Origin of the sequence: Natrinema thermotolerans (assembly GCF_031165565.1) — an archaeon.
GTDB classification, from domain to species: Archaea; Halobacteriota; Halobacteria; order Halobacteriales; family Natrialbaceae; genus Natrinema; species Natrinema thermotolerans.
This window is the reverse complement of sequence record NZ_CP101873.1, coordinates 2,095,568-2,109,391: the sequence shown is the minus strand read 5'-3', so window position 1 is coordinate 2,109,391 and position 13,824 is coordinate 2,095,568. Positions and strand designations below refer to the sequence as shown.

General features: G+C 66.8%; 13 protein-coding genes. 7 read left to right on the top strand and 6 right to left on the bottom strand.

Annotated elements, in window-relative coordinates:
* Nucleotides 1-133 precede the first annotated feature (133 nt).
* Nucleotides 134-1,432 carry an amidohydrolase gene (locus NP511_RS10895; RefSeq protein ID WP_049965168.1) on the bottom strand — a complete coding sequence of 433 codons (1,299 nt, stop codon included), beginning with the start codon at nucleotides 1,430-1,432 and terminating at the stop codon, nucleotides 134-136.
* Between the two features lie 133 nt (nucleotides 1,433-1,565).
* On the opposite strand from NP511_RS10895, the gene NP511_RS10890 reads away from it, so the two are divergent.
* Together NP511_RS10890 and NP511_RS10885 are read left to right on the top strand one after the other, a co-directional pair.
* Nucleotides 1,566-2,243, top strand: coding sequence for a stage II sporulation protein M (locus tag NP511_RS10890; protein ID WP_049965169.1), 678 nt, complete (start codon nucleotides 1,566-1,568; stop codon nucleotides 2,241-2,243).
* Nucleotides 2,244-2,344: 101 nt separating this feature from the next.
* Nucleotides 2,345-3,352, top strand: a complete 1,008-nt coding sequence (locus tag NP511_RS10885; protein ID WP_049965170.1) for a DUF4382 domain-containing protein — start codon at nucleotides 2,345-2,347, stop codon at nucleotides 3,350-3,352.
* Between the two features lie 95 nt (nucleotides 3,353-3,447).
* Here NP511_RS10885 and NP511_RS10880 read toward each other — a convergent pair whose 3' ends face one another.
* Together NP511_RS10880 and NP511_RS10875 are read right to left on the bottom strand one after the other, a co-directional pair.
* Nucleotides 3,448-6,045, bottom strand: coding sequence for a heavy metal translocating P-type ATPase (locus NP511_RS10880; RefSeq protein ID WP_049965171.1), 2,598 nt, complete (start codon nucleotides 6,043-6,045; stop codon nucleotides 3,448-3,450).
* An 84-nt stretch (nucleotides 6,046-6,129) separates the two neighbouring features.
* Nucleotides 6,130-6,720: an AsnC family transcriptional regulator gene (locus tag NP511_RS10875; protein ID WP_049965172.1), complete on the bottom strand. Its 591-nt coding sequence runs from the start codon at nucleotides 6,718-6,720 to the stop codon at nucleotides 6,130-6,132.
* 126 nt (nucleotides 6,721-6,846) lie between these two features.
* Here NP511_RS10875 and NP511_RS10870 point away from each other — a divergent pair, with 126 nt between their 5' ends.
* Entirely contained in the window at nucleotides 6,847-7,044 is a 198-nt protein-coding gene (locus NP511_RS10870; protein ID WP_049965173.1) for a CopZ family metallochaperone, read from the top strand.
* 28 nt (nucleotides 7,045-7,072) lie between these two features.
* On the opposite strand, the gene NP511_RS10865 is transcribed toward NP511_RS10870, so the two are convergent.
* On the bottom strand, nucleotides 7,073-8,470 hold the full coding sequence (locus NP511_RS10865) for a permease (RefSeq protein ID WP_049965174.1): 1,398 nt from the start codon (nucleotides 8,468-8,470) through the stop codon (nucleotides 7,073-7,075).
* A 405-nt stretch (nucleotides 8,471-8,875) separates the two neighbouring features.
* Between NP511_RS10865 and NP511_RS10860 the strand changes: the two genes are divergently transcribed.
* The 3 genes from NP511_RS10860 to hisG all read left to right on the top strand — a co-directional run bounded on the left by NP511_RS10860 (nucleotide 8,876) and on the right by hisG (nucleotide 10,957).
* Nucleotides 8,876-9,244 carry an SHOCT domain-containing protein gene (locus NP511_RS10860; protein WP_049965175.1) on the top strand — a complete coding sequence of 123 codons (369 nt, stop codon included), beginning with the start codon at nucleotides 8,876-8,878 and terminating at the stop codon, nucleotides 9,242-9,244.
* 10 nt (nucleotides 9,245-9,254) lie between these two features.
* Entirely contained in the window at nucleotides 9,255-9,893 is a 639-nt protein-coding gene (locus NP511_RS10855) for a hypothetical protein (protein WP_006648566.1), read from the top strand.
* 206 nt (nucleotides 9,894-10,099) lie between these two features.
* The gene (gene hisG, locus NP511_RS10850; protein WP_049965176.1) at nucleotides 10,100-10,957 is read left to right on the top strand and encodes an ATP phosphoribosyltransferase; all 858 of its coding nucleotides are present in this window, start codon (nucleotides 10,100-10,102) and stop codon (nucleotides 10,955-10,957) included.
* A 16-nt stretch (nucleotides 10,958-10,973) separates the two neighbouring features.
* Here hisG and NP511_RS10845 read toward each other — a convergent pair whose 3' ends face one another.
* Together NP511_RS10845 and NP511_RS10840 are read right to left on the bottom strand one after the other, a co-directional pair.
* Nucleotides 10,974-11,393 carry a DUF7344 domain-containing protein gene (locus NP511_RS10845; RefSeq protein WP_006648564.1) on the bottom strand — a complete coding sequence of 140 codons (420 nt, stop codon included), beginning with the start codon at nucleotides 11,391-11,393 and terminating at the stop codon, nucleotides 10,974-10,976.
* A 452-nt stretch (nucleotides 11,394-11,845) separates the two neighbouring features.
* On the bottom strand, nucleotides 11,846-12,406 hold the full coding sequence (locus NP511_RS10840) for a TATA-box-binding protein (RefSeq protein ID WP_004267580.1): 561 nt from the start codon (nucleotides 12,404-12,406) through the stop codon (nucleotides 11,846-11,848).
* Between the two features lie 170 nt (nucleotides 12,407-12,576).
* Here NP511_RS10840 and NP511_RS10835 point away from each other — a divergent pair, with 170 nt between their 5' ends.
* A complete protein-coding gene (locus tag NP511_RS10835; RefSeq protein WP_049965178.1) occupies nucleotides 12,577-13,698 on the top strand; it encodes an RNA methyltransferase in 1,122 nt (373 codons plus the stop codon).
* The last annotated feature ends 126 nt before the right edge of the window (nucleotides 13,699-13,824 follow it).

Here is a 13,824-nt window from a genome sequence, read left to right as displayed (position 1 = left end):
CGGTTTATTAGATAAACCCCGCCGGCAGTTCTCGGCGTTTGCTTCGTGTTAAAACGGATTCAAACGAGGTTTAAGCGTTTATGGAGCGTTTTGAGCGTTTATCTCGAGTGAGTCGGTGGGGTGTCTCACTGGTTCACTCGCTGGCGCGAGCCACCAACGACTCGGCGGACTCGAGCGCTCGGTCCCGGACCGCCGCCTCGTCGAGGGTCAGGACCTCGTGGTCGCGCATGAGTACCCGGCCGTCACAGACGGTGTGGCGCACGTCGGCCGCTGCGGCCGCGTACGCGAGGTGGCTCACGAGGTCGTGACGCGGCGTCAGATGCGGCGTCTCGAGGTCGATCACCGCGAGGTCGGCCGGCGCGCCCGCCTCGAGCCGGCCCGACTCGAGGCCGATCGCGTCGGCGCTGCCGTGCGTCGCCATCTCGACGACCGCCTCGGCGGGCACCGCGCTCGCGTCGTCGGCCGCGAGCTTGCCCAGCATGGCCGCGTCGCGGGCCTCGTCGAGCATCGAGAGGTCGTTGTTCGAGGCCGCGCCGTCGGTGCCGAGCCCGACGGTGACGCCGGCCTCGCGCAGCCGCTGGACGGGTGCCATCCCGCTGGCGAGTTTCATGTTCGAGGCCGGACAGTGGATCACGCCGGTCCCGGCCTCGGCCAGCAGTTCGATCTCCCGGTCGTCGACGTGGACGCCGTGGGCGATGAAGTCCTCGGACTCGAGCATCCCCCGTTCCGCGGCGTACTCGAGGGGACGCTCGCCGTGTTCGTCGACGATCGGCGCGACCTCCTCGGCGGTCTCGTTGGCGTGGTAGTGGATCGGAACGTCGAGGTCGCGGGCCTGTGGCACGAACTCCGACAGGTACTCGCTGTCGACGGTCGTCAGCGAGTGGGGCATAAAGGCCGACGAGATCCGGCCGCCGGCCAGTCCGTCGACCTCCTCGGCGACCGCGAGTCCCTCGCGGGCGTCCTCGCGGGCCGCCTCGTCGTCCTTGCCCACCGAGATCACGCCGTGGCCGAGTCGGGCCCGCAGGCCGGCGTCGGCGACCGTCTCGGCGATCGTCGGTACGAAGAAGTACATGTCCGCGAAGGCGGTGACGCCGGATTTGATCATCTCGAGAACGCCGAGTTCGGTCCCCGCGCGGACGGTCTCGGCGTTCAGTTCGGCCTCGGCCGGCCAGATGTCCTCTTGGAGCCAGGCATCCAGCGGTTTGTCGTCGGCGTACCCCCGCAGCAGCGTCATCGCGACGTGGCAGTGGCCGTTGACGAACCCCGGGGTGACTAGCGATCCGTCGGCGTCGAGGGTCTCGTCGGCCGCGCCGCCGAGGTCGGGACCGACCTCGAGAACCTCGCCGGCATCCCCATCGATCAGTACGTCCGCGGTCGTCACCGTCAGATCGGGTCGGAGGACCCGCCCGCCGGTAATCGCAAGCGTCGTCATTGCTCGAGGGTTCTCGCCGGGTGGCCTTATACTGTCGATCTGGCGTACCGAGTTCGGTTTCGGCGAGGATCGACGGCTCGAGCCCGACCGGACCAGTCGGCGGGTTTAACAGTTCGGTGACGGAACATCCGGTATGGACGACCCACCCCGACGGAACGGAGTCAGCGCGTTCGTCGCCGGCTACCCGCCGAGAGCGGCACTGGCCGACGCCTGGGACGAACACAGTCGGTTCGTCGGCTTCGCGGCCGGCCTGTTCGCTATCGGCGTCGTCGTCGGCGTCCTCCTGCTGGCGGCCGGCCACAACCTCCTCGAGATCATCGCCGACCTGCTCGGCGAGGGTCTCTTCCCCGAGGAGATCGCCGACTTCTCCGGGCTCGAACTGGCGCGGTTCCTGCTCGTGAACAACAGCCGGGCGTTCCTGCTCTCGATCGTCGGCGCGCTATCGCTGGGGCTCCTGACCGCGTGGGCGATGGTGTTTAACGGGATCATCGTCGGCAACGTCGGTGCCGCCATCGCCGCCGACGTGGGGCCGGGCTTCATCCTCGTCGGCCTGCTCCCCCACGGGATCTTCGAACTGCCCGCCCTGTTTATCGCCGCCGGCGTCGGCTTCCGGCTGCTATACCGGGTCGGACAACGGCTTCGGGGCAGCCGCGATGCGATCCTCACGAAGCGGTACCTCTACCGGACCGGCCTCCTCGTCCTCGCCGGCTGGCTCCTGCTGGTCGTCGCCGCGTTCGTCGAGGCCTTCGTCACGCCCGCCCTGCTCGAGGCGCTGTTCGCCGAGCGGCTCGGGGGGACGGGGGCGCCCTAGGACGCGACCCGACGGTTTCGGCCAGTTCAGCCCGGATGAACGGTCCTGAACGGAGCCAATCGTCGCGCCCCTTTTTACAGGCACACTGACTGTCAGTGGCTATGGACAGACGCACGATCCAACTGGTAGTCGTCGCGGCCCTCGTGGCCGTCGCCGGCTGTGCCGGCGGCATGGGCGGACAACCGGCGACCGACTCGGCGGGCGACGATCCCTCGAGCGTGGACGACTCGAGCGACGGCGGCATGGGAACGGCCGCCTTCTATGTCAGCGACGAACCGAACGTGATCGACGACTTCGAACACCTCAACGTGACGATCACGAAGGTCGGCTTCAAGAAGGCCGGCGGGTCGTCCGACGCGGACGACGGAAACGAAAGCGGCGACGAAACGGACGACGGGAACGAGACGGACGACGAAGAGGGCGAAACCGACGACGGGACGGCGAACGAAACCGACGACGGCGCGGCCAACGAGACTGACGCCGACTGGGAGGAGCAGACGGAAGACGACGGGGACGGAGAGGACGACGAGAAAGACGGCGACGAAAAAGAGGAGGAAGGCGACAGCGAGAAAGACGGCGACGAAAAAGAGGAGGAAGGCGACAGCGAGAAAGACGGTGACCAAAAAGAGGAGGAGGGCGATGGTGACGAAAAAGACGGCGGCGACGACTGGGTCGAGTACGACGTCGACGAGCGGACGGTCGATCTCACCGAACTGAAGGGTGCGAACGCGTCCATGATCGACGAGTTCGAACTCCCCGCCGGCGACTACGAGAAGGTCTTCATCTACGTCAGCGACACCGAGGGCGTCCTGACAGACGGGAGTACGACACGAGTGAAACTCCCGAGCAGCAAGCTCCAGCTGAACAAGAAATTCACCATCGGAAACAACGAACCGGTCGACTTCGTCTACGACATCGCGCCCCACAAAGCGGGCGGGAGCGGGAAGTACATCCTCAAGCCGGTGATCAGCCAGAGCGGCACCGGCGACGACGTCGAGATCCGTGATATCGACAAGGACGACAAGAAAGAAGACGAGGAGAAACGCGGCAACGGCGGTGGAAACGGCGGGAACGGAAACGGTGCGCCCGAAGCGAACGCCGACGACTGATCGGTCGACCGTACCGTACTGACTCCTCGAGCGCGTACGTTCGACGCGACGCGGTGGACTCTTCTAAACCGGATCGACGGCCGCTCGAGCGCCGATCAGCGCCGGAGTCGGCCGAGCAGTTCGTAGTCCCGGTCCGGCGTGTACCGGCGGAACAGCAGGCTGTTCGAGAGGACCGACACCGACGACAGCGCCATCGCGCCGGCCGCGAGGACAGGCTGGAGCAGTCCGAGCGAGGCAAGCGGGATCATCGCGGTGTTGTACCCCAGCGCCCAGACGAGGTTTTGCTTGATCTTCGCCAGCGTGGCCTCGGAGATCCGGATCGCCTTCACCACGTCGAGCGGGTCGTCGCGCATCAGGGTCACATCGGCGGCCTCGATGGCCACGTCCGTCCCGGAGCCGATGGCACAGCCGACGTGGGCGACCGCCAGCGCGGGCGCGTCGTTGACCCCGTCGCCGACCATCATCGCCTTACGACCCGTCGACTGGATGTCCTCGAGGGCGTCGGCCTTGTCCTCGGGGAGGACCCCCGCGCGGACGTTGTCGGGGTCGATCCCCACGCGCTCGGCGACGGCCCGGGCCGTCCGCTCGTTGTCGCCGGTAATCAGCATGACGTCGAGGCCGCGCTCGCGCAGGGCCGCGACCGCGTCCGCGGCACTGTCCTTGACGGTGTCGGCGTCCGCGACCACGCCCGCGACCGCGCCGTCGACCGCGACCAGCATCGCCGTCTTGCCCTCGCGCTCTAACCGCTCCATCTCCTCGGCGGCAGGCGCGGGATCGACGCCCTCGCCCTCGAGTAGCCGCCGGTTGCCGACCAGCACCTCGCGGCCCTCGACGGTCGTCCGGACGCCCTGTCCGGGGACGTTCTCGAACTCCTCGGGGTCGGCTAGCTCGAGGCCCCGCTCTTCAGCGCCCTCGACGATGGCCTGCGCGAGCGGGTGTTCGCTGTTGCGCTCGGCGCTGGCGGCCAGACGGAGGACGGCGTCCTCGTCGAGCGAGTCGCGGGTCACTACCGCCCCACCGTCGGTCGCCGTCTCGCCGCCGTCCGCTGCAGTCGCCTCACCCTCGAGTGCGACCACGTCGGTCAGCGTCATCTCGCCGGTGGTCAGCGTCCCGGTCTTGTCGAAGACGACGGTGTCGATGTCTCGCGCGCGCTCCAGGATGTCACCACCCTTGAACAGGACGCCGTTTTGGGCACCCAACGTGGAGCCGACCATCGTCGCGGCGGGGGTCGCCAGCCCGAGCGCGCAGGGACAGGCGATCAGCACCGCGGAGGCGAAGACGACGATCGCGAACTCGAACGTCGAGAGGGCCGCGGGGCCGCCGCCGACCAGGCCCAGCACCGGCACGGCGTCGACGACGCCGGCGAGCGCCGTCGGGAACAGGAACCAGACCAGCCCCCAGAAGATCGCGTTGAGGATGACCGCGGGGACGAAGTACGCCGAGATCCGGTCCGCGAGGTTCTGGATCTCCGGCTGCCGGGATTGGGCCTCCTTGACCGTCTGGACGATCCCCTGGAGGGCCGTGTCCGAGCCGACCTTGGTCGCCTCGACGACTAACACGCCGTTCTCGTTGATCGTCGAGCCGATTACCTCGTCGCCCTCGCCCTTTTCGACCGGGACGGACTCGCCGGTGACCATCGACTCGTCGACCGCCGACTGCCCGTCCACGACGACGCCGTCGGTCGGCACCTTCTCGCCGGGCCGGACCTTCATCCGGTCGCCGACCGCGACGTCCTCGAGCGGGACCTCCTCCTCGGTGCCTTCCTCGTCGACCAGCGTGGCCGTCTCGGCTTCCATCTCGAGGAGTTTCCGCAGGGCCTCGCCGGCCTGGCCCTTCGAACGGGCCTCGAGGTAGTTGCCCAGCGTGATGAACACGAGGATCATCGCGGCGGTGTCGAAGTAGAGATTGCCCGCGAGCAGGTCAAGCAGGACGACGAGGCTGTAGACGTACGCCGTCGAGGAGCCGAGCGCGATCAGGACGTCCATGTTGGCGGTCCGGTTGCGTACCAGCGCCGTGTAGGAATTGACGAGGAACTCCCGCCCCAGCAGGACGTAGACCGGCGTCGCGAGCAGGAACTCGACCCAGCCGAAGGAGACCCCGAAGACCGTCTCCGGGACGTAGGTCCCGCCGAGCAGGAACTTGTCGGCGAGGAAGAACAGGAACGGGGCGGAAAGCACTGCACCGAAGAGGGTCAGCCGGAGCTGTTTGCGGATCTCCGCCTGACGGGCCGCGTCACGGCGGTCCTGATCGGACGCTTCGTCGCCCCCGTCCCCGTCTCGAACGGGCGTGTAGCCGGCGTCCTCGACGGCCTCGTAGAGGGCCTCGAGCGAGACATCGGCCGGGTTGTACGTGACGGTCGCCTCGTCGGTCGCATAGTTGACCTCCGCGTCGATGACGCCGGGCACGGACTCGAGAGCCGTCTCGTTGGTCTCAGCGCAGTTCGCACAGCTCATGTCGGTGATCCCGATCGAGCGGCTCGCACGGTCGGCCTCGTAGCCGGCCTCGTCGATCGTCTCGTAGATCTCGGCCAGCGTGATCGTCTCGGAATCGTATTCGACGGTGCCGTCGTCGGTCGCGAAGTTGACGGTCGCTTGCGCCACGCCGTCACGGGATTCCAGGGCGTCACTGATAGTCTGTGAGCAGTTCGCACAGCTCATGCCCCGGATGTCCAAGTGTGTGGTCTCAGTACTCATTACCAGCTAGTAGGGGATCCCGTCTTACCCCCTTTACTGACCAGAATCCAAAGGATATCGAGGTGTTTACTTTCGAGTCGAAAGTCAGGCACCCTCCTCGAGCCGGTCGTAGCGGTCCTCGAACCGACCCTGACAGGACGAACAGCAGAAGTGATAGACGTCGCCGTCGATCCGGCTCGATTCCCCTTCGCTGTCGACGGTGTTGCCACACTCCGCGCAGGTCAAGGCGAACTGCGTCCCATCGAGCGACGGCGTCCACTCGGCGTCGTCCATCAGCGTCACGTCGTAGGCGATGCCCGCAGCGTCGGGGAGCAGTCCCTCGAGCCACTCGCGGACCCGCTGGACCTGTGCGCGGGCGTAGAACCAGACCCCGCCGTCGGCGGTGACGAACACGTGTTCGACGGCGTCGGCCTCGGCGGCCGCCGTTCGGCAGTCCTCGACTGTGCCCGGCGGGGCCGTGACCTGCACGAACACCGGCACCCCCGCCCGGAGCTGTGACTGGTCTACGTCGATCGTAAACCGGTTGATAATCCCGGCCTCCTCGAGGCGGTCGACGCGGTCGGAGACGGCGGGCCCGGAGAGGTCGACTTCGTCGGCGATCTCGCTGAACGGCCGCCGGGCGTTCTCGCCCAGCAGTCGCAGGATTTTCATGTCGGTCTCGTCGAGGTCGCGCATACCGCCCGTTGGGACTCGAGCGCAAAGTTCGTGTCGACTCTCGCTTTGGAATCCGAACTCGAGAGTTGTCCGTCCCTCGTCTCGAAAGCGATAACGTACAAAGAGCCGGCGTCCCTACACCCGCGTATGAGTCGGACCATCACCGTCGAAGGCATGTCCTGTGAACACTGCGAACAGACCGTCGAAGAGGCGCTCGAGGGCGTCGACGGCGTCGAATCGGTAGCCGTCGACCGGGAGACCCAACAGGCCACCGTCGAGGGAGATGCGGACCCGCAAGCGCTCGTCAGCGCGGTCGACGAGGCCGGCTACGACGCGTCGGCCTAACCCGTTTTTTCAACGACTGACGGCGGCGTCAGTGGTGGTCGTGCGACGACCCGTCGTCCGACACCCGCGGCGGGTGCGCCGCGAAGTCGGCCGGCGCGTCCTCGAACGCCCGCTTGCAGGTGGTCGAACAGAAGTAGTAGGTCTCGCCGTCGTGTGTCGCGCTCGGGCCGTCGTCGTCGGTTCGCATCCCACAGACCGGGTCGCGGTACTTCCCGGGGGCACCGAGCCCGCGACGGTACACGAACAGGAGGAACCCGGAGACGGCGAAGGCGACGAGGTTGAGATAGAAGGTATAGTTCAGTTCGAAGTACCGCTGCTCGGTCGCCGTCTCGCCGCCGGCCAAGTTCGGGACGATGCCGAGCGCGTCGAACAGCAGTTCCATGAGAAAGCCGGTAAACGCCATCGTCACGAAGAAGACGCCGAGGATGTACAGCATGACCGCCCAGCCGTAGTACTTCCGGTAGACGTTCAACACCGGAACCGTAATGAGATCGGCGTAGACGAACGCGATGACGCCGGCGAAGCTGATCCCGCCACCCCAGAGGGCGACCGCGAACGGGACGTTGCCCATGCTCCCGACGAAGCTGATGACGGCGATCACGACGCCCATCACTGCGTTCTCGGCGGTCACGAGCAGGCCGTCACCCTCGAGAAACAGCGCGTTCCAGACCGACTGGGGGACGAACACGATGACGAAGCCCGAGACGAGAAACCCCGCGACGACGTCCGTCCAGAGCATCGACCACTCCTTCCGGTACTGGTTCGCGATCTTGTACCAGCCGCCCCACGACCGGAGTTCGTCGGTCCACGCGCCGTTGCTGGCGGTCTGTTGCCGATAGGTCTCGAGACAGCCCTCGGAGCAGAATCGGAGCGTCTCACCGCCGTCGGTCACGATGGCGTGTTCGTCCGACCCCTCCATGCCGCAGGTCGGATCCGTCATTCCGCCGCTCTCGCGGTCCTCGCGCTCGAGTTCCGCACGGACCTCGTCGAACAGCGGCTCCGGGAGCGTCAGCCGGACGATGACTGCCATGACCGCGATGAGGACGAGACCGCCGAGCAGTTCCGCGACGAGGAACTCCCAGCCGAGCAGGAGCAGGATCATCAGGCCGAGTTCGACGATGAGGTTCGTCGAAGCGAACATGAACGCGAGGACGTTCACCGCGTGTGCGCCCTTCGCGAACAGCCCCTTCCCGATGGCGACGGCACCGAAACTACAGCCGCTGCTGGCCGCGCCGAACACCGTCGCCGTCGCGAGACTCGAGAGGTCGCTCTCCCCGAGAACGCCCGCCATCCGCTCCTTCGAGACGTAGACCTGCACGAGGCTAGTGATCGTCAGTCCCATGATGATCGCCCACGCCGCCGTCCAGAGGAATCCGACGCCGATCCGGAGCGACTCGAGGACTCCCTCGACGAGTGATACGTCCATGTGTAGGAGGTCGTGGGAATCGACTATTGCGATTTCCCTTGGGAAACCGATGTCATCGCCCGTCCGGAACGACGGGGTCGAAAGCGGTCGGCGAACCACACGCCGTAGTGGTACGGACCGACCGCCCAGAAGCACCAGAAACCGGTTCAGGAAGACTACACGGTGATCTCCGGGTTACAAGCACCGTCTCCTCGTGGCCGTCTCGCGTCGAACTCCCGATGGGGCGGGAACCGCCTCACTGTGACAGCGAGGGATCACGGTTCGATCGCGTCAGTGGCCGACGATAGAACTGTGAAAGTCGAAGTGAGGGCATTTTCAGACATTGCATTCCAAAGGAGAACCGCATTGAGTCACAACCCCGTATCCCTAGCCGGAGACGGACCGTTCCGTCGCCGGTGAGATCTCATGGCAACCGACACACGCGACACGCGACTCGCCACGATCGTCCTCATCGCCATCGGTGCCCTCGTGGTACTGCCAATGGCGTTCATGGGGGTTGGAATGATGGGATTCGGCCCCATGATGGGCGGCATGTGGGGCCACGGGATGTGGGACGGCGGAACGACACCCGGCTGGCTGCCGCTCGTCGCCGTCCTGATGCAGCTCCTGTTCGTCGCCGCCGTCGTCGGCGGCGGCTACCTCGTCTACCGGGCGATCGCCGGCGGAGACGACACCGACCGCGCGCTCGAGGAACTGCGGCTGGCGTACGCTCGGGGCGACCTGAGCGACGAGGAGTACGAACAGCGCCGAGACGCGCTCGAGCGGGACGAGTAAACGGAGACCGATGCCCGACACTAGCACGGCGGTCGTCGGCCCCGATCGGCACGCGGTCTCCCGGTGGCTCGAGCAGTATACGACGGTCGGACTCGTCGGGCTCGTCGTCGGGACGGGGCTCTGTCTTGCGGCGCTCGTGACGAACCCGGTCCCCGACCCGTCGTTTCCGTGGCTGACGCTGCCGCCGTCGCTCCGGCTCCCGATCGAACAGCCCCGCATCGAACACTGGCCGATCAGCTACACGGTCGGGATCTGGCTGTGGGTCGGTTGTTTCCCGTCGCTGTTTCTGGCCGGCTACCGGCGGTGGGGATCGCGGGTCCGACGCGGGGCCGAGCTGTGGCTCGTCGGCCTCCCGGCGCTTTCGATGCTCAGCCTGACGACCTACTGTCGGTTCTTTTGGCCGAAACTCGAGCCCGCGACGTGGAACGCGCCGTCGTACACGCTGGTCTGTTGGCTGTACTGTTCGTCCTACGACCCGCTCTGGAGCAACGCCGCCTACGCCGTGGCGCTGCTCGGGCTCGGAGCGGCGGCGCTTGCGATTCGACGTCATGGGCTCGCACCGATCGCCATCGTCGGGTTCGGAACGCTGTCGCTTCCCCTGGGGCTGCCCGCACTCTACGAGGGGTATCGACGGCTGCAGGGATCGTGACGGACCGTGCCGATCTACTCCTCGAGCGTTTCGACCGAGCCCGTGCCGGGAAGTCGTCCCAGCGCGGCCCCCACGTCATCGGACCCGATACCGCGCAGCCAGGGTACCCCTCAATGGGCCCGTTTACCTGACGCACGAATCGCGGTCCCTCGAGCCGACCGCTCGGATGAAAAGACAGTTCCCCGCCGCCGTCCAAGGACGTGCATATGCGAATCGCCGTTCCCAACAAGGGCCGCCTGCACGAGCCGACGATCGATCTCTTAGAGCGGGCGGGGCTGCACCTCGAGAACGGAGCGGACCGAAAGCTCTACGCGGACACCGTCGACCCCGACGTGACGGTGCTGTTCGCCCGCGCCGCGGACATCCCGGAGTACGTCGCCGACGGCGCGGCCGATCTGGGCATTACGGGCTTCGACCAAGTGCAGGAAGCACGCGTTGACAACGTCTCGGAGCTACTGGATCTCGAGTTCGGGCGCTGCCGACTCGTCCTCGCGGCACCCGAGGACGGCGGTATCGATGGTGTCGATGATCTGGCGGGCAAGACGGTCGCGACCGAGTTCCCGAACATCACGGCGGACTTCTTCGCCGAAACCGGCATCGACCCCGACATCGTCGAGGTGTCGGGCGCGACCGAACTCACCCCCCACGTCGAGATGGCCGACGCCATCGTCGACATCACGAGTACCGGGACCACGCTGAAGATGAACCGGCTGGCGGTCGTCGAGGAGGTCCTTGCCAGTTCGGTCCGGCTGTTCGGTCGCGAGGACGTCCTCGACGACCCGAAAGTCGATGAGGTCCGGACCGCCCTGGGCTCCGTCAAGCAGGCCGAAGGCAAACGCTACCTGATGATGAACGTCCCGCAGGACCGACTCGAGGCGGTCCGTGACGTCATTCCGGGACTGGGCGGGCCGACGGTCATGGACATCGCCGACGACGCGGACGGCGAGAAGGTGGCCGTCCACGCGGTCGTCGACGAGAGCGACGTCTTCGAGACGATCACGGCGGTCAAGGAGGCCGGCGCAAGCGATATTCTGGTCACGGAGATCGAGCGACTCGTCGAGTAGCCGCGGGCGGTACTCCTTACTCCAAGCGAGCGGAGATCGGCCGCTCGAGCGAGTCGATCTCGAGGACGGATTCGAACGCTCCGCAGTTGGCGGCCGGGCCGACGAGGCTCCGGGTGCGGTCCCAGGTGACGATATCGTGATCCTCTAGCAGCGGCAGGTGGGTTCGACACAGCGAGGTGTGGATCCGCTGGCGCAGTCGGTGGATCGTCGTCCCGACGGTCGGATCGTGTTCGGCGTCTGCGAGTCGGCCGACCAGCGTCCGCAATGGGACGGGGCCGTCGGCGACGAGGACACAGCGGATGACCTCGCGCCGCCGGTCGCTGTCGACGGCCTGACGGATCGTCTCCCGCGAGGGCGGTCGGCGACCGATCCCGCCGTCGTTGCCGAGCCGCGACCGGTCCGAAACGACCGTCGAGCGGTCTGGGTGGATCGTCATGGGCACGTGAGAGTCAGGGACGGAGACCCGGATAAACGCGAGCGGTCGTTTCGACGAGTCCGACTCGATTCAGGCGAGTGGGACACGCTGGGCGGGAATTGAACAGTCGATAATTCGGTGAAAGAGACGATTGAACAGGCGACTATCGAACCGAGCGATGCGGGCCGAACGGAACGGACGACACTGAAGGCGAGTAAATCGGGATTACCGGTGGACGATACCGCCATCGCTGCTCGCGGTGAGTCACTGCTGGATCCGCTGTTGCTGGAACCGTTGGACCGATTTCACGGCGCGACCGCAGGACGATCGCGGTTGTGCCGAAAACGACGGACAACAGTCCACACGAGAGGAAGGAAACAGTGCCGTCGGATGCGCCGGCATCAACCGGCGTGTCCGCGACTGAAGAGGTGGTAGCGTCGGCCGCGGGTGACGCGGCACGAAAACGGACGCCGTTACTCGAGCAGGCCGAGGTCCTCGAGCCGGGAGACGATCTTGTCGACGGCGTGTTCGGCGTCTTCGGGCTTCTTGCCGCCGGTGATGACGAGCTTGCCCGAGCCGAACAGGAGGGCGACGACCTCGGGGTCGTCGAGTCGATAGACGAGCCCGGGGAACTGCTCGGGCTCGTACTCGATGTTCTCCAGCCCCAGCCCGATCGCGATCGCGTTCAGGTTGAGGTTCCGACCGAGGTCGGCGCTGGTGACGATGTTCTGGACGACGATCTCGGGGTCCTCGTTGACCTGGATCTGGAGTTCACGGAGCTTGTCGAAGACGATTCGAAGACTCTCGTGAACGTCGTCGGTGCTTTTTGCGCCGGTACAGACGATCTTCCCCGACCGGAAGATCAGCGCGGCGGACTTGGGATTCTGGGTGCGGTAGACGAGACCGGGGAACTGCTCGGGATCGTAGTCGGCCCCCTCGAGGTCCATCGCGACGCTCTGGAGGTCGAGTTCCTGTCCGATGCCGGTCGACGCCACCACGTTTTCGATGTTGATGGTGTCCTTCGGATCCGTCATTAGTCGCTTAAAAAGACGTATTTAAGGTTTATAAAGGTTGGTACCGCCACCTGATATATCCGGTATATACCCTCCGTGCCGAAGCGGCCGAGACGCCGATTCCGGGCTGCTTGCGGTTTCAGGCCGTGGTATTCGATCACAGTATACGGTTCGCGGAAAGCGGTAGGCTCATGGCCGCGCCGCCGCGACCATCGGGCGTGTATCTGCTCGAATTGGGCGGCGAGGACGACGCCTTCGCGGCCCGAGAGGCCGAAAGCGCCGCGGTCGGCGTCGAAAGGATCGCGCCCGGGCTGGCCGTCGCCGACGCGGTCGTCCCCGAGCGGGTCCGCGGCCTCGCCTACACCCACCGCGCGAGCGAACTGGTCGGGCGGGGCGACGCCGACCTCGCGAGCGCCCGCGCGATCCTCGAGGCCGCCGCGATCGACCGCGAGGGGTCGGTCGCCGTGCGCGCGACGGACGTCCACGGCTCGACGGGCGTGAGTACCGAACGGGCCGAACGCGAGCTGGGCGCGGTGTTGGTCGACCGGGGGTTTTCGGTCGACCTCGAGGACCCCGATCACTGCCTGCGGGTCGGCTTTTCGGAGGGGGCGCTCGCGGGCAGCGGTGACGTCCTCGAGTCGGCCGGCGACGAGACGAGTGTCGGGGCCGGAACCGACGGCGACCCGGCCTCGGTCTGTGCGCTTGGCTGGCTCGCGGCCGAGAGCGTCCGCGATTTCGGCACGCGCGCACCGACGGACAAACCGTTCTTCCAGCCCGGCAGCATGGACCCCCTGCTCGCGCGGGCGGTCGCAAACGTCGCGGGCGCTCGAGCGGGAGCGACGATCCTCGACCCGATGTGTGGGACCGGTGGCGGCCTCGTCGAGGCCGGCCTCGTCGGCGCGGACGTGATCGGTACCGACGCACAGGCGAAGATGGTCCGGGGCGCGCGGGAGAACCTGACCCACTTTCTCGAACCCGAGCGCCCGTCGCCGACCGGCGTCGCCCGCGGGGACTGGCACGTCGCCCGCAGCGACGGGACCCGGCTGCCGCTGGCCGACGACGCGGTCGACGGCGTCGTCTTCGACGCGCCCTACGGCCGCCAGTCGAAGATCGACACCCACCGGCTCGAGGACCTCGTCGCGGGCGCGCTCGCGGAGGCCCACCGGGTCGCGCCGCGGGCCGTCATGATCGCCGACCGCTCGTGGGCCGACGAGGCGCGGGCCGCGGGATGGGAACTCGAGTCGGCCTTCGAGCGCCGCGTCCATCGGTCGCTGACGCGGTACGTGCTGATCCTCGAGCGGCGCCCGTCTTGATCGATTCCTCGAGTCCGTCGGAGGCCGAAACGGCTGAACCACAGCGGCTAGGCTATTTCAGTAACCTGAACCGCTCGGCGTGTTCCCGGTATCGTTGTGATTTCTGAATCTGGTCGGGCTCGAAAA